General features: G+C 72.3%; 14 protein-coding genes. 10 read left to right on the forward strand and 4 right to left on the reverse strand.

Annotation, left to right across the window (positions count from 1 at the left end):
- The first annotated feature begins 117 nt into the window (after positions 1 to 117).
- From paaA to ACP7CD_RS10405, 7 genes are all read left to right on the forward strand, one after another.
- Positions 118 to 1,134: a 1,2-phenylacetyl-CoA epoxidase subunit PaaA gene (paaA, locus tag ACP7CD_RS10375; protein ID WP_426120159.1), complete on the forward strand. Its 1,017-nt coding sequence runs from the start codon at positions 118 to 120 to the stop codon at positions 1,132 to 1,134.
- Between the two features lie 2 nt (positions 1,135 to 1,136).
- On the forward strand, positions 1,137 to 1,454 hold the full coding sequence (gene paaB / locus ACP7CD_RS10380) for a 1,2-phenylacetyl-CoA epoxidase subunit PaaB (RefSeq protein WP_017833090.1): 318 nt from the start codon (positions 1,137 to 1,139) through the stop codon (positions 1,452 to 1,454).
- On the forward strand, positions 1,451 to 2,278 hold the full coding sequence (paaC, locus tag ACP7CD_RS10385) for a 1,2-phenylacetyl-CoA epoxidase subunit PaaC (RefSeq protein ID WP_017833089.1): 828 nt from the start codon (positions 1,451 to 1,453) through the stop codon (positions 2,276 to 2,278). The genes paaB and paaC overlap by 4 nt, the downstream gene beginning before the upstream one ends.
- A gap of 7 nt (positions 2,279 to 2,285) precedes the next feature.
- Positions 2,286 to 2,831: a 1,2-phenylacetyl-CoA epoxidase subunit PaaD gene (gene paaD / locus ACP7CD_RS10390; RefSeq protein ID WP_017833088.1), complete on the forward strand. Its 546-nt coding sequence runs from the start codon at positions 2,286 to 2,288 to the stop codon at positions 2,829 to 2,831.
- Entirely contained in the window at positions 2,831 to 3,991 is a 1,161-nt protein-coding gene (gene paaE / locus ACP7CD_RS10395; RefSeq protein WP_251355898.1) for a 1,2-phenylacetyl-CoA epoxidase subunit PaaE, read from the forward strand. The genes paaD and paaE overlap by 1 nt, the downstream gene beginning before the upstream one ends.
- An 88-nt stretch (positions 3,992 to 4,079) precedes the next feature.
- Positions 4,080 to 4,856: an enoyl-CoA hydratase/isomerase family protein gene (locus tag ACP7CD_RS10400; RefSeq protein ID WP_017833086.1), complete on the forward strand. Its 777-nt coding sequence runs from the start codon at positions 4,080 to 4,082 to the stop codon at positions 4,854 to 4,856.
- A 136-nt stretch (positions 4,857 to 4,992) separates the two neighbouring features.
- A complete protein-coding gene (locus tag ACP7CD_RS10405; protein ID WP_426120160.1) occupies positions 4,993 to 6,963 on the forward strand; it encodes a M13 family metallopeptidase in 1,971 nt (656 codons plus the stop codon).
- Positions 6,964 to 6,994: 31 nt separating this feature from the next.
- On the opposite strand, the gene ACP7CD_RS10410 is transcribed toward ACP7CD_RS10405, so the two are convergent.
- Together ACP7CD_RS10410 and ACP7CD_RS10415 are read right to left on the reverse strand one after the other, a co-directional pair.
- A complete protein-coding gene (locus tag ACP7CD_RS10410) occupies positions 6,995 to 7,351 on the reverse strand; it encodes a hypothetical protein (protein WP_017833084.1) in 357 nt (118 codons plus the stop codon).
- Between the two features lie 73 nt (positions 7,352 to 7,424).
- Complete coding sequence (locus ACP7CD_RS10415) at positions 7,425 to 8,231, reverse strand: carbon-nitrogen hydrolase family protein (RefSeq protein ID WP_284563230.1); 807 nt, start codon at positions 8,229 to 8,231, stop codon at positions 7,425 to 7,427.
- A gap of 152 nt (positions 8,232 to 8,383) precedes the next feature.
- Between ACP7CD_RS10415 and ACP7CD_RS10420 the strand changes: the two genes are divergently transcribed.
- Both ACP7CD_RS10420 and ACP7CD_RS10425 read left to right on the forward strand, forming a co-directional pair.
- The gene (locus ACP7CD_RS10420) at positions 8,384 to 8,770 is read left to right on the forward strand and encodes a YidH family protein (protein ID WP_095649816.1); all 387 of its coding nucleotides are present in this window, start codon (positions 8,384 to 8,386) and stop codon (positions 8,768 to 8,770) included.
- Between the two features lies 1 nt (position 8,771).
- Positions 8,772 to 9,140: a DUF202 domain-containing protein gene (locus ACP7CD_RS10425; protein ID WP_035927992.1), complete on the forward strand. Its 369-nt coding sequence runs from the start codon at positions 8,772 to 8,774 to the stop codon at positions 9,138 to 9,140.
- Positions 9,141 to 9,232: 92 nt separating this feature from the next.
- On the opposite strand, the gene ACP7CD_RS10430 is transcribed toward ACP7CD_RS10425, so the two are convergent.
- On the reverse strand, positions 9,233 to 10,519 hold the full coding sequence (locus ACP7CD_RS10430) for an adenylosuccinate synthase (RefSeq protein WP_031282833.1): 1,287 nt from the start codon (positions 10,517 to 10,519) through the stop codon (positions 9,233 to 9,235).
- A gap of 235 nt (positions 10,520 to 10,754) precedes the next feature.
- Here ACP7CD_RS10430 and ACP7CD_RS10435 point away from each other — a divergent pair, with 235 nt between their 5' ends.
- Positions 10,755 to 12,164: an amino acid permease gene (locus tag ACP7CD_RS10435; protein WP_017833079.1), complete on the forward strand. Its 1,410-nt coding sequence runs from the start codon at positions 10,755 to 10,757 to the stop codon at positions 12,162 to 12,164.
- An 82-nt stretch (positions 12,165 to 12,246) separates the two neighbouring features.
- On the opposite strand, the gene ACP7CD_RS10440 is transcribed toward ACP7CD_RS10435, so the two are convergent.
- Positions 12,247 to 12,663 carry a VOC family protein gene (locus ACP7CD_RS10440; RefSeq protein ID WP_017833078.1) on the reverse strand — a complete coding sequence of 139 codons (417 nt, stop codon included), beginning with the start codon at positions 12,661 to 12,663 and terminating at the stop codon, positions 12,247 to 12,249.
- Positions 12,664 to 12,665 lie beyond the last annotated feature (2 nt).

A 12,665-nucleotide genomic window follows, 5' to 3' on the forward strand; every position in this document is an offset into this window, starting at 1 on the left:
CTCCATCGGCGCCACCTGTTGACGCCGCCCCCGGGGGCTTATATTCTGAACGAACGGTCAGTTAGTCGCGTGCGGCCCTCCCGCCCCGCGGCGCCATCTCGTCGGAAGAGGGACACCATGACTACGCAGAACACGGGGCTCCACGCCGTGCCCGCCGCGGACGCGGCCGAGCAGTCGGAGCTGGACCGCGCGGGCGAGGAGCACTTCGACCGCATCATCGCCGAGGACTCCCGGATCGAGCCGCGCGACTGGATGCCCGCCGCCTACCGCAAGACCCTGGTCCGCCAGGTCTCGCAGCACGCCCACTCCGAGATCATCGGCATGCAGCCGGAGGGCAACTGGATCTCCCGGGCGCCGTCCCTCAAGCGCAAGGCCATCCTCATGGCCAAGGTGCAGGACGAGGCAGGCCACGGGCTGTACCTCTACTCCGCCGCCGAGACCCTGGGCACCCCCCGCTCCGAGCTCAACCAGCAGCTGCTGGACGGCCGGGCCAAGTACTCCTCGATCTTCAACTACCCCGCGCGCACCTGGGCCGACATGGGCGCCATCGGCTGGCTCGTGGACGGCGCGGCGATCGCCAACCAGGTCCCGCTGTGCCGGGCCTCCTACGGCCCCTACGGCCGGGCCATGGTCCGCATCTGCAAGGAGGAGTCCTTCCACCAGCGCCAGGGCTGGGAGATCCTCTACGAGCTCTCCCACGGCACGCCCGCCCAGAAGCAGATGGCCCAGGACGCCGTGAACCGCTTCTACGGCCCGTCCCTGCAGATGTTCGGCCCCCCGGACGACGACTCGCCCAACTCGAAGCAGTCCATGGCGTGGAACATCAAGCGCTTCTCCAACGACGAGCTGCGCCAGCGCTTCGTGGACATGATCGTGGAGCAGGCCGCCGCACTGGACCTGACCCTGCCGGACCCGGACCTCAAGTGGAACGAGGAGCGCGGCCACTACGACTACGGACCGCTGGACTGGGACGAGTTCAAGGCCGTCGTCGGCGGCCGGGGCCCGTGCAACCTCCAGCGCATGCAGCGCCGCCGCACGGCGCACGAGGACGGCGCCTGGGTCCGCGAGGCCGCCGCCGCCTACGCCCGCAAGACCGCCGCGGAGCGCGCCTCCGCCGAACTCATCGGAGCCTGAGCATGAGCGAGAACACCGTGAGCCCGATCGGCGCGCCCTCGGACGAGTGGCCCCTGTGGGAGGTGTTCGTGCGGTCCTCGCGCGGGCTCTCCCACGTCCACGCCGGATCCCTGCACGCCCCGGACGCCACGATGGCCGTGCGCAACGCCCGGGACCTCTACACCCGCCGCAACGAGGGGACCTCCGTGTGGGTGGTGCCCTCCGCGGCCATCACCGCCTCGGACCCCGACTCCAAGGGCGGGTTCTTCGAGTCCGCCCAGGGCAAGAGCTACCGCCACGCCACGTACTACACCAAGAGCGAAGGGGTGAAGCACCTGTGAGCTTCGCATCCCACGAGTCCGCGACCCGGCAGAGCGCGGGCGACGCCATCACCGCGGAGGACATCCGGGCCGGCGGCGCGAAGGCCCCCGAGGACGTGGCCCGCTACGCCCTGTACCTGGGCGACGACGCCCTGATGCTCGCCCAGCGCCTCGGCTGGTGGATCGCCCGGGCCCCGGAGCTGGAGGAGGACATCGCGCTGGCCAACATCGCCCTGGACCTGCTCGGGCACGCCCGCTTCCTGCTCACCTACGCGGGCACCGCGTGGGGGAAGACCGAGGACGACCTCGCCTACTTCCGCGACGAGGAGGAGTTCCGCTCCTGCCGCCTCGTGGAGCAGGAGAACGGCGACTTCGGGCAGACCATCGCCCGGCAGCTGATCTTCTCCTACTACCAGTACGAGCTCTACCGCCGCCTCGTCCGCTCCACCGACCCGACGCTCGCGGCCATCGCGGACAAGGCGCTCAAGGAGGTCGAGTACCACCAGGACCACGCGAGCCAGTGGATCCTGCGCCTGGGCCTCGGCACGGAGGAGTCCAAGCGCCGCGTCCAGGCCGGCCTCACCTACATGTGGCCCTACGTGGACGAGCTGTTCCACGACGACGAGCTCGTCGAGTCCCTCGGGGACGTCGCCGTGCTCCCGTCCTCCCTGCGCGCCGACTTCGACCGCCGGATCACCGCGATCCTCGACGAGGCGGGGCTGTCCGTCCCCGAGGTCCTGGGTGCCTGGGGCGGCGACCGCTCGGGGCAGTTCAGCGAGCAGCGCGGCCACATCCTCGCCGAGATGCAGGTGCTGGCCCGCCGGCATCCCGGCGCCACCTGGTGAGGAGGCGATGACGATGACCGGCTCCGAGCAGACGGGCGCCACGCAGGTGACCGGCCGCGAGCTGCGCCCCCGGGACGAGGCCGCCGGCCGCGTCTGGGACATCGCCGCCACGGTGAACGACCCCGAGGTCCCCGTGCTCTCCATCGCCGACCTCGGCATCCTGCGGGACGCCCGGCTGGAGGGCGCGCGCGCCGTCGTCGTCATCACCCCGACCTACTCCGGGTGCCCCGCGATGGAGACCATCACCACGGACGTCACCCGGGCGCTCAACGCCGAGGGCTACGACGACGTGCGGGTCGACCTCGTGCTGCAGCCGGCGTGGACCACGGACTGGATGAGCGACGAGGGCAGGCGCAAGCTCGACGAGTACGGCATCGCCCCGCCCAGCGGCCGGGCCGCCGCCGGCCCCGTCCGGCTGGGGCTCACCGTCAAGTGCCCGCGCTGCCACTCCCTGAACACCCGCGAGCTGACCCGCTTCGGGTCCACCGCCTGCAAGGCGCTCCACGTCTGCAACGAGTGCCTGGAACCCTTCGACTACTTCAAGGTGCACTGATGACCGAGATCACCACCCCCGCCCGGCGCCGGGCCACGTTCAACACCCTCGAGGTCTCCCAGGTCCGCAAGCTCACCGCGGACTCCGTCGAGGTGGCCTTCACGGTGCCCCCGGAGCTCGTGGACGACTACGACTACCTGCCCGGGCAGTACGTGGCGCTGCGCGCCCACATCGACGGGCAGGAGGTCCGCCGGTCCTACTCGATCTGCGCGGAGCCGCGGCCGGGCGAGATCCGGGTGGCGATCAAGCAGGACATCGGCGGGGTCTTCTCCACCTGGGCCAACAGCTCCCTGCGGGCCGGCGACACGCTCGACGTCATGAACCCGCAGGGCGCGTTCATCTCCAAGCTCGGGCTCACCAGCATGAACGACCCCGAGCGGCTCGCCGCCGAGGAGGTCGCCAAGAACGCGTCCGTCCACCTCGTGGCCTTCGCCGCGGGCTCCGGGATCACCCCGATCATGGCGATCGCCAAGGCCGTGCTGCGCGCCTCGGAGTCCTCCACGTTCGACCTCGTCTACGCGAACCGCTCCGCGATGGAGGTCATGTTCGCCGAGGAGCTCGGGGACCTCAAGGACAAGTACCCGTCCCGCCTGGCGGTCCACCACGTGCTCTCCCGCGAGCAGCGGATCAGCCCGCTGATGTCCGGACGGATCGACGCCGACAAGCTCCAGGACATCCTGGACGAGGTGCTCCAGGTGGACCGGACGGACGAGTGGTTCCTGTGCGGGCCGTTCGAGCTCGTCCAGCTGTGCCGGGACACCCTGGCCGAGCGCGGCGTGGCCGAGGACAAGATCCGCTTCGAGCTCTTCAGCACCGGCCGCCCCGAGAACCCCCAGGGCCAGCAGGGCCGCGTGGTCCAGGCCGACCCCTCGGGCGAGAGCTACGACATCACGTTCAACCTGGACGGCCTGTCCAGCTCGATCGAGTCCCCGAAGAACGCGCAGGAGACGGTCCTCAACGCCGCGCTCCGGGTCCGCCCCGACGTCCCGTTCGCGTGCGCCGGCGGGGTGTGCGGCACGTGCCGCGCGAAGGTCGTCTCCGGGGAGTTCGTGATGGAGGAGAACTACGCCCTCGAGAAGGACGAGATCGAGAAGGGCTACGTGCTCACCTGCCAGACCCGCCCCACCTCCAAGGAGCTCGTCGTCGACTTCGACGCCTGAGCCGCTCGCTCCGGGGGCCCGGCACCGTGCAGGTGCCGGGCCCCCCGGGCCGTCCCGCCCCCAGTCCCGACCTCACCGAGGAGCAGCAGTGATCGACCTGACCATCGACGGATCCGTGGCCGAAGTGGTGCTGAACGCCCCCGGCAGGATGAACGCCCTGGACGAGGCGGCACTCGCCGAGCTCGGCGACGCCTACGCCGAGGCGGCGAGGGCCGGCGTCCGGGCCCTCGTGCTGCGCGGCGAGGGCCGCGGCTTCTGCGCCGGCCGCGACATCTCCGCGGTGGACCCCGCGAGCGACGACGCCCACGGCTTCCTGGCCGGGAAGGTCACCCCGCTGCTGCGCGCCATGACCCGGTTCCCCGCCCCGACGTTCGCCGCCGTGCAGGGCGCGTGCCTGGGCGTGGGGCTCGGCCTGGCGATCGCCACGGACGTGGTCTACGTCGCCGACAGCGCCAAGATCGGCTCCCCCTTCGCGAACCTGGGCGCGACCCTCGACTCGGGAGGGCACGCCCTGTTCACCGAGCGGCTCGGCGCCCACCGGACCCTGGACCTCATCTACACGGCCGAGCTGATGAGCGGCCAGGAGGCCGTGCGCTCCGGGCTGTTCAGCCGTTCGGTGCCCGCCGACGAGCTGCTCGAGCTCACCCGGGCCAAGGCGGCGGCCGTGGCCGAGGGCGCGACCGGCGCGTTCCTCGCCTCCCGCGAGCTCGTGGCCCAGATCCGCGACGAGCGCCTGGGGCTGTGGGAGTCCGTCGAGAACGAGAACCGGGTGCAGGGCGAGCTGTGCCGCAGCGCCGACTACGCCGAGGGCTTCGCCGCGTTCCAGCAGAAGCGCCCGCCGCGGTTCACCGGCGGCCGGTCCTGACCCGGGAGGACGGTCCCGCCGGGTCCGGCCCCGGGGCGCACGCGGGCCGGACCCGGGACGAACCGGGTTAAGCGGTCGGGGAACAGCCCGCCCGCTCCGCCGGGAGCCGGTTAACGTGGTGGGCATGACATCCACGGTGACCTCTTCGGTGTTCGACCTCTCCGGCTTCGACCGCTCCGTCCGCCCCCAGGACGACCTCTACCGCCACGTCAACGGCACCTGGCAGCGCCGGACCGAGATCCCCGACGACAAGCCGTCCGTGGGCGCGTTCATCGAGCTGCGGGACCAGGCGGAGGCCGCCGTGCGCGAGCTCATCACCCGGGCCCGCGCCGGGGACCCGGAGGCCGTGGAGTCCAAGATCGCGAACCTCTACGCGTCCTTCATGGACGAGGAGCGGATCGAGGCGCTCGGCGCCTCCCCCCTCGCCCCGGATCTCGCGGAGGTGGACGCCGTGGCGAACGTCCCCGGCCTGGTGCGCCACCTGGGCCGGATGATCCGCCGCGGTGCGGGCGGCCTGGTCGGCGTGGACGTCGACGCCGACCCGGGCGACCCCGAGCGCCAGCTCGTGTTCGTGGGGCAGTCGGGGCTGGGCCTGCCCGACGAGGAGTACTACCGGGACGACCAGCACGCCGCGATCCGCGGGAAGTACCTGGAGCACGTGCGGACCATGCTGTCCCTGGCCGGGGTCGAGGACGCCGAGGAGCAGGCCCGCGCCGTGGTGGACCTCGAGACGCGGATCGCCGCCCACCACTGGGACAAGGTCACGGTCCGCGACCTCACCAAGATGTACAACCCCATGGGCTTCGAGGAGCTCGCGGCCTCCGCCGCGGTCCTCGACTGGCGGCTCCTGGCCGAGGGCGCGGAGCTGCCCGCGACGGCGCTGCGCACCGTGGTCAACGCCCAGCCGAGCTTCTTCACCGGGGTCGAGGAGCTGCTCGTCGACGAGCTGCTGCCGGCCTGGCGGTCCTGGGCCCGCTGGCACCTGGTCTCCGCGCGCGCCTCCTACCTGTCGTCCGCGTTCGTCGAGGAGGACTTCGCCTTCTACGGCACCGTGCTCTCGGGGACCCCGCGGCTCAAGGACCGCTGGAAGCGCGGGGTCGAGCTCGTCAACGGGGTCCTCGGCGAGGCCGTGGGCGAGCTCTACGTCGCCGCGCACTTCTCCCCCACCGCCAAGGAGCGGATGGACGAGCTCGTGGCCAACCTCCTGGAGGCCTACCGCGTCTCGATCACGGGCCTGGACTGGATGACCGAGGAGACCCGCCAGGAGGCGCTGAAGAAGCTCTCCCAGTTCACCCCGAAGATCGGCTACCCCGAGAAGTGGAAGGACTACTCCTCCCTGCGGATCGACCCCGAGGACCTGGTGGGCAACCGGATCCGCACCACGGAGTTCCGGCTCGCCGAGCTCGTCCGCAAGGCGGGCCAGCCGGTGGAGAAGCACGAGTGGCTCATGACCCCGCAGACGGTCAACGCCTACTACCACCCGCTGCGCAACGAGATCGTCTTCCCGGCCGCGATCCTGCAGCCCCCGTTCTTCGACGAGGACGCCGACGACGCCGTGAACTACGGCGCGATCGGCTCCGTGATCGGCCACGAGATCGGCCACGGCTTCGACGACAAGGGCTCGACCTGCGACGGCGACGGCCGGCTGCGCAACTGGTGGACCGACGCCGACCGGCAGGCCTTCGAGGAGCGCACGGCGGAGCTGGTGCGCCAGTACGACCGCCTGGTCCCGGAGCAGCTCGCGGAGGAGGGCACGCACGTCAACGGCGAGCTCACCCTCGGGGAGAACATCGGGGACCTGGGCGGGCTCACGATCGCCCACCAGGCGTGGCGGATGTCCCGGGAGACCGGCAGCGCCTTCGGCCCCGGGGAGCTGATCGACGGCTACAGCCCCGAGCAGCGCCTCTTCCTGTCCTGGGCCTACGTGTGGCAGCAGAAGTCCCGCGACGAGGCGCTGCGCCACCGCATCGCCACCGACCCGCACTCCCCCAACGAGTTCCGGGCGAACCAGACGGTCCGCAACGTCCCCGCCTTCTACGAGGCGTTCGGGGTGCGGGAGACGGACGCGCTGTGGCTGCCCGAGGTGGAGCGCGTGCGCATCTGGTGACCGGGGGCCGGGATCCGTCCCAGCCCCCGGCTCAGCCGCCGGAGCTGACCAGGAACACGACGGCGACCAGCCACAGGACGAGGAACAGCACCAGGACGCCGAGCAGGACGGTGCCGACCCAGCCGAGCACCCGCCCAGGAACGGCGGGGGTGCCGAGCTTCTCGGCCTCCCGCGCCTGCCAGATCGCGAAGGGGCCCAGCAGGGGCAGCACCACCACGCTCAGGATGCCGAGGATCAGCGCGGTGTCGGCGTGGCTGCGGCCCACGGCGAAGCGCTCCGCCTGCCACGGCGGCGGTGGGCCCCACGGGGTCGTCGGGCCGCCGCCGGCGTGCCCGGACCCGCCGGGGCCGTCCGGGCGCGGCGGGGCATCGGAGCGGTCGTCGTCCACGGGGTCCTCCAGGGGTCGTCGGTGCAGTCGGTCAGACCGGTCGGTCGGTTCAATCGGTCGGTCGGCGGTCGCCTCAGCCCTCGTCGGAGGGCAGCAGCTCCGCCGGGCCGAACCGGCGGTTCGCGAGCACGGGCACGGTCTCGCGCACCTCGGCGATGCGCTCGCGCGTGACGTCGGCGGTCAGCACGGTTTCGTCCTCCCCCGCCTCGGCGACCACCACGCCGAGCGGGTCGAGCACCGCGGAGCGGCCCACCGTGTGCTCGGAGCAGGTGTCCGCGGCCGCGACCCAGACGGTGTTCTCGATCGCGCGGGCCTTGAGCAGCGCCTGCCAGTGGTCCACCTTGTGCTCGCCGGCGAACCAGGCCGCGGGCACGGTGAGCAGCTCCGCCCCGGCGTCGACCACGGCGCGGCAGATCTCGGGGAAGCGCAGGTCGTAGCAGGTGATCATGCCGACCGCGAGCTCCCCGATCCGCACCACCGTGACGCCCTTGTCGCCCGGGCGGATCCGGTCGGACTCCCGGTGGCTGAAGGCGTCGTAGAGGTGGAGCTTGCGGTACGTGCCGAGGATCGCGCCCTGCGCGTCCACGGCCACGAGCGTGTTGTAGGGGCGCCCGTCGGCGGAGCCCTCGTAGCCGCCCGCGATCACGGCGACGCCGGTCTGCGCGGCCAGGAAGGACAGCTGCTGGACGAACCCGGACCAGCCGCGCAGGACCAGCTCCTCGAAGTCCTCCCCGAGGAGCCGCTCGGAGAACATGGCCTCCTCCGGGAACACCACCAGCTGCGCCCCGCCGGCCGCGGCCTGCTCGGTGAGCCGGCGCATGGTCCGCAGGTTCTCGGCCGTGTCGGCGGTGGGTGCGAACTGTCCGACGGCGATCTTCACGGGTGTCCTCCTCGGCGGGTCGCGGCTGAAGCTCCCACTGTATCCGCGACCGGTGCATCCGCGACCGGCCTGTGCCCCCGCCCGTGGAACAGTTCGCGGCACGGCCCGTGGCAGGATGGGGCCGACACGACCGCGCGAGCGAAGGGCAGGCGATGGGCGAGCAGTCCGAGACCCCGGGGCGACGCCGGCTGTCCGAGCGCGTGCTCGGCGGCGGGACCGCCCCCGACCCCCGGTTCACGCTGGCCAACGAGCGCACGTTCCTCGCCTGGATCCGGACCGCGCTCGCGTTCCTGGCCGGCGGGATCGCCATCGAGGCGTTCACCGCGGACCTGTTCGACGACGGCGTGCGGAAGTTCCTCGCGATCGTGCTGCTGGTGCTGAGCATGCTCCTCAGCGCGGGCGCCACGTTCCGCTGGATCGGGGTGGAGCGGAGCATGCGGCGCCAGGCCCCGCTGCCGCTGCCCCTGATCGCACCGGTGCTCGCGGTGGGCGGGGCGATCGCGGCGGGAGTGCTCGTCGTCGTCGTCCTGCAGGGCTGAGATGCCCCGCCCGCAGCTCCGCCGCCCTCCGGGGCCCCCGGACCCCCCTCGGCCGCCGCACGGGGACCCCGGGCTGCAGCCGGAGCGCACCACGATGGCCTGGGGCCGGACCCTGATGTCCTTCGTGGTGGTCTCGGCGATCTTCCTGCGCTGGCTGCCGCACCACGGGCCGTTCGTGCTGGTGCTGTTCGGCCTGGCGGTCCTCACGGCGGCGGCGATCTACGTCACGCAGCGCCCCCGCTACGTCCGCAGCGCCCGCGGCATCGTCGAGGAGGGCACGGAGCCGGAGGTCGGCGCCGTGCTGGCGACCTCGGCCGCGATGCTCGCCCTCGGCGCCCTCGGCATCTGGGTGGTCCTGGTCCTCGTCTGAGCGTTTCCCTGCCTGCCCGCGAGGTCGCACGTGCCGGCGACCGGGGCGCTCGAGGTCGCCGACGCGTGCAACCGCGCGGAGGAGAGGAGGGATCAGTTGATGAGGTCGCGCACCACGATGGTGTCGTCGCGGTCCGGGCCCACGCCGATCGCGGACATCCGGGTGCCGCTCATCGACTCGAGCGCCTCGACGTAGGCCCGGGCGTTCGCCGGCAGGTCCTCCAGGGTGCGGCAGCCGGTGATGTTCTCCTCCCACCCGGCGAAGTGCTCGAAGATTGGCTTCGCGTGGTGGAACTCGGTCTGGGTCATCGGCATCTCGTCGTGCCGGACGCCGTCGACGTCGTAGGCCACGCACACCGGGATCTGCTCGATGCCGGTGAGGACGTCGAGCTTGGTGAGGAAGTAGTCGGTGAAGCCGTTGATCCGGGAGGCGTGGCGGGCCATCACGGCGTCGTACCAGCCGGTGCGGCGGGGACGGCCCGTGTTGACGCCGAACTCGCCGCCGGTGGTGCGCAGCTGCTCGCCCATCTCGTCGAAGAGCTCGGTGGGGAACGGCCCGGCGCCCACGCGGGTGGTGTAGGCCTTGATGATGCCGATCGCCCGGGTGATGCGGGTCGGCCCGATGCCCGAGCCCACGGACGCGCCGCCCGCGGTGGGGTTGGAGGACGTCACGAACGGGTAGGTGCCGTGGTCGACGTCGAGGAAGGTCGCCTGGCCGCCCTCCATGAGCACCACCTTGTCCTCGTCGAGGGCCTGGTTGAGCAGGTAGGTCGAGTCCACGATCATCGGGGCGAGCCGGTCGGCGTAGCCCAGGAAGTACTGCACGACCTCCTCGACGTCGATGTCCCGGCGGTTGTAGAGCTTCACGAGCAGCTCGTTCTTCTGCCGCAGCGCGCCCTCGATCTTCTGCCGCAGGATCGACTCGTCCAGGACGTCCTGGACGCGGATGCCGAGCCGGCCGACCTTGTCCATGTAGGCGGGCCCGATGCCGCGGCCCGTGGTGCCGATCGCCCGCTTGCCGAGGAAGCGCTCCGAGACCTGGTCCATCGTCTGGTGGTACGGGGCCACCAGGTGGGCGTTCGCGGAGACGCGCAGCCGGGAGGTGTCCGCCCCGCGCGCCTCGAGGCCGTCGATCTCCTCGAAGAGGGCCTGGGGATTGACGACGACGCCGTTGCCGATCACGGGGACGGCGTTGGGGCTCAGGATGCCCGCCGGCAGGAGCTTGAGCTCGAACTTGTCGCCGCCCACCACCACGGTGTGCCCCGCGTTGTTGCCGCCGTTGGGCTTGACCACGTAGTCCACGCGGCCTCCCAGCAGGTCGGTGGCCTTGCCCTTGCCCTCGTCGCCCCACTGGGCGCCGACGATCACGATTGCTGGCATTGAACGACTCTCCTGCCTGGATGGAACGGGACTTCTCCCGCGGGCCCCGGCGGAGGCGCGCACCGGCCGGGCACGACAACGCCCCTGCGTCGGCCCGCTCCCACCCGCGCGACCGGGACGGCGCGACGCCGGCAGGAGGAGACCCAGGGGCTCGTACCGTGCAAGTCTAGCGGGCCGTGACCCGGGACCGGCATCCGCCGCCCCGTTCGGCGGCCACCGCGGTCCGATACCCTCGATGCTCATGAGTTCCCCTTCCACGTGGACCCCGGGCGGGTCCCCGTCCTCCGCGCCCGCGGCCGCCCCGGGCACCCACCTCAAGGCCCGGCACCTCGTGATGATGGCCCTGGGCAGCGCGATCGGCACCGGCCTGTTCATCGGCACGGGCGCCGCGATCCGCACCGCCGGGCCGGCGGTGCTGCTGTCCTTCCTGGTGGCGTGCGTGCTGCTCGTGCTCGTGATGCGGGCGCTGGGCGAGATGGCCGCCGCGGATCCGTCCCCCGGCGCGTTCTCCACCTACGCCGAGAAGGCCATGGGCCGCACCGTGGGACGCACCCTCGGCTGGCTGTGGTGGGCGCAGATCGTGGTGGTGGTCGCGGCGGAGGCCACGGCCGCGGCCCAGCTGCTCGCGGAGCTGTGGCCGGTGGCCGAGCAGTGGGTGCTGGCGCTGCTGTTCATGGTGGTGTTCACGGCGATCAACCTGGTGCGGGTGCGCACGCTCGGGGAGACCGAGTTCTGGTTCGCGCTGATGAAGGTGCTCGCGGTGCTGGCCTTCCTCGCGGTCGGGATCGCCGTGCTCCTGGGCCTGACCGAGGAGCCCTCCCCGGGGCTCGCGAACCTCACCGCCCACGGCGGCTTCCTGCCCCACGGCCCGACCGGGGTGGCCGCCGCGCTGCTCGTGGTGGTCTTCGCGTTCGGCGGCACGGAGCTCGTGACCATCGCCGCCGCGGAGACCGAGGACCCGCAGCGCAACGTGGCCCGCGCCGTGCGCACCATCCTGGTCCGGATCCTCGTCTTCTACGTGGGCGCCGTGACCGTCATGGTCCTGGTGCTGCCGTGGAACGACGAGCAGCTCTCGGTCAGCCCGTTCGTGGCCGTGCTGGAGACCGCCGGGGTGCCCGGCGCGGACGTGCTGATGGCCGTGGTCATCATCCTGGCGCTGCTCTCGGCCCTCAACGCGAACATCTACGGCGCGTCCCGGATGCTCTGGTCGCTGGCCCGCCGCGGCTCGGCGCCGCGGGCCTTCGCCGACGTCTCCGACCGCGGGGTCCCCCGGAGCGCGGTGGTCGTCTCCGTGCTCTTCGGCTTCGCCGCCGTGGTGCTGAACTACCTGTGGCCCGAGACCGTGCTGCTGTGGATGCTCAACACCGTGGGCGCGACCTGCCTGGTCGTCTGGGGGCTCGCGCTGGTCTCGCAGATCGTCCTGCGCCGCCGCGCGGACCGGGACGGCACCGAGCTGCCCCTGCGGATGTGGGCCTTCCCGTGGCTGTCGTACCTGGCGCTGGCGCTCCTCGCCGGGATCGTCCTGCTCGGGCTGCTCGACGGCGCCGTGCGGGGCCAGCTCCTGCTCACGGCCGGGCTGGTGGCGCTCATCGCCCTGGCCTCGAAGGTGCTCGGCCGCCGGGCCGAGCACGCCCCGCAGGACTGATCCGGCGGAGCCGCGGCTCCGCCGGGGCCACGGGCACAGGACATGCCGCGGTGCGCGGCCGTCGCCGGCGCCGGTGACGGTGTCAGAGGCGGTGCTCCGGCGGGATCAGCGGGCGCTCGGCGCGGACCCGCAGCTCCTGGACCGCCCACGAGTTGCCGTCGGGGTCGCTGAAGCCGAAGACGGTGCCGCCGTCCCGCTCGTCGAGCACCGTGATCCCGCTCACCTCCACGCCCCGGGACAGCAGCTCCTCGCGGGCCGCCCGGGCGTCCGCGACCACCAGCTGGAGCCCGCGCAGGGATCCGGGGGCCATCTCCCGGTGGGCGGGGAGGTTGCCCACCACGATCGAGCAGCCGGACCCGGGCGGGGTCAGCTGGGCGATGTCCATCTGCTCGGTGGTGGTGTGGTGGTCGAGGTGGAAGCCGACCTGGTCCCGGTAGAACTCCACGGCCCGGTCGACGTCGCGCACCGGCACCAGCACCACCTCGAGCGTCCAGTCCACGG

It is taken from the genome of Kocuria sp. LHG3120, from assembly GCF_049897445.1.
Lineage (GTDB): Bacteria > Actinomycetota > Actinomycetes > Actinomycetales > Micrococcaceae > Kocuria > Kocuria rosea.

Coding starts and splice junctions, on each gene's coding strand:
- ACP7CD_RS10430 (WP_031282833.1), bottom strand. CDS start 10,519: ATGCCAGCAATCGTGATCGTCGGCGCCCAGTGGGGCGACGAGGGCAAG.
- paaA (WP_426120159.1), top strand. CDS start 118: ATGACTACGCAGAACACGGGGCTCCACGCCGTGCCCGCCGCGGACGCG.
- paaE (WP_251355898.1), top strand. CDS start 2,831: ATGACCGAGATCACCACCCCCGCCCGGCGCCGGGCCACGTTCAACACC.
- paaB (WP_017833090.1), top strand. CDS start 1,137: ATGAGCGAGAACACCGTGAGCCCGATCGGCGCGCCCTCGGACGAGTGG.
- paaD (WP_017833088.1), top strand. CDS start 2,286: ATGACGATGACCGGCTCCGAGCAGACGGGCGCCACGCAGGTGACCGGC.
- ACP7CD_RS10420 (WP_095649816.1), top strand. CDS start 8,384: ATGGGCGAGCAGTCCGAGACCCCGGGGCGACGCCGGCTGTCCGAGCGC.
- ACP7CD_RS10425 (WP_035927992.1), top strand. CDS start 8,772: ATGCCCCGCCCGCAGCTCCGCCGCCCTCCGGGGCCCCCGGACCCCCCT.
- ACP7CD_RS10435 (WP_017833079.1), top strand. CDS start 10,755: ATGCTCATGAGTTCCCCTTCCACGTGGACCCCGGGCGGGTCCCCGTCC.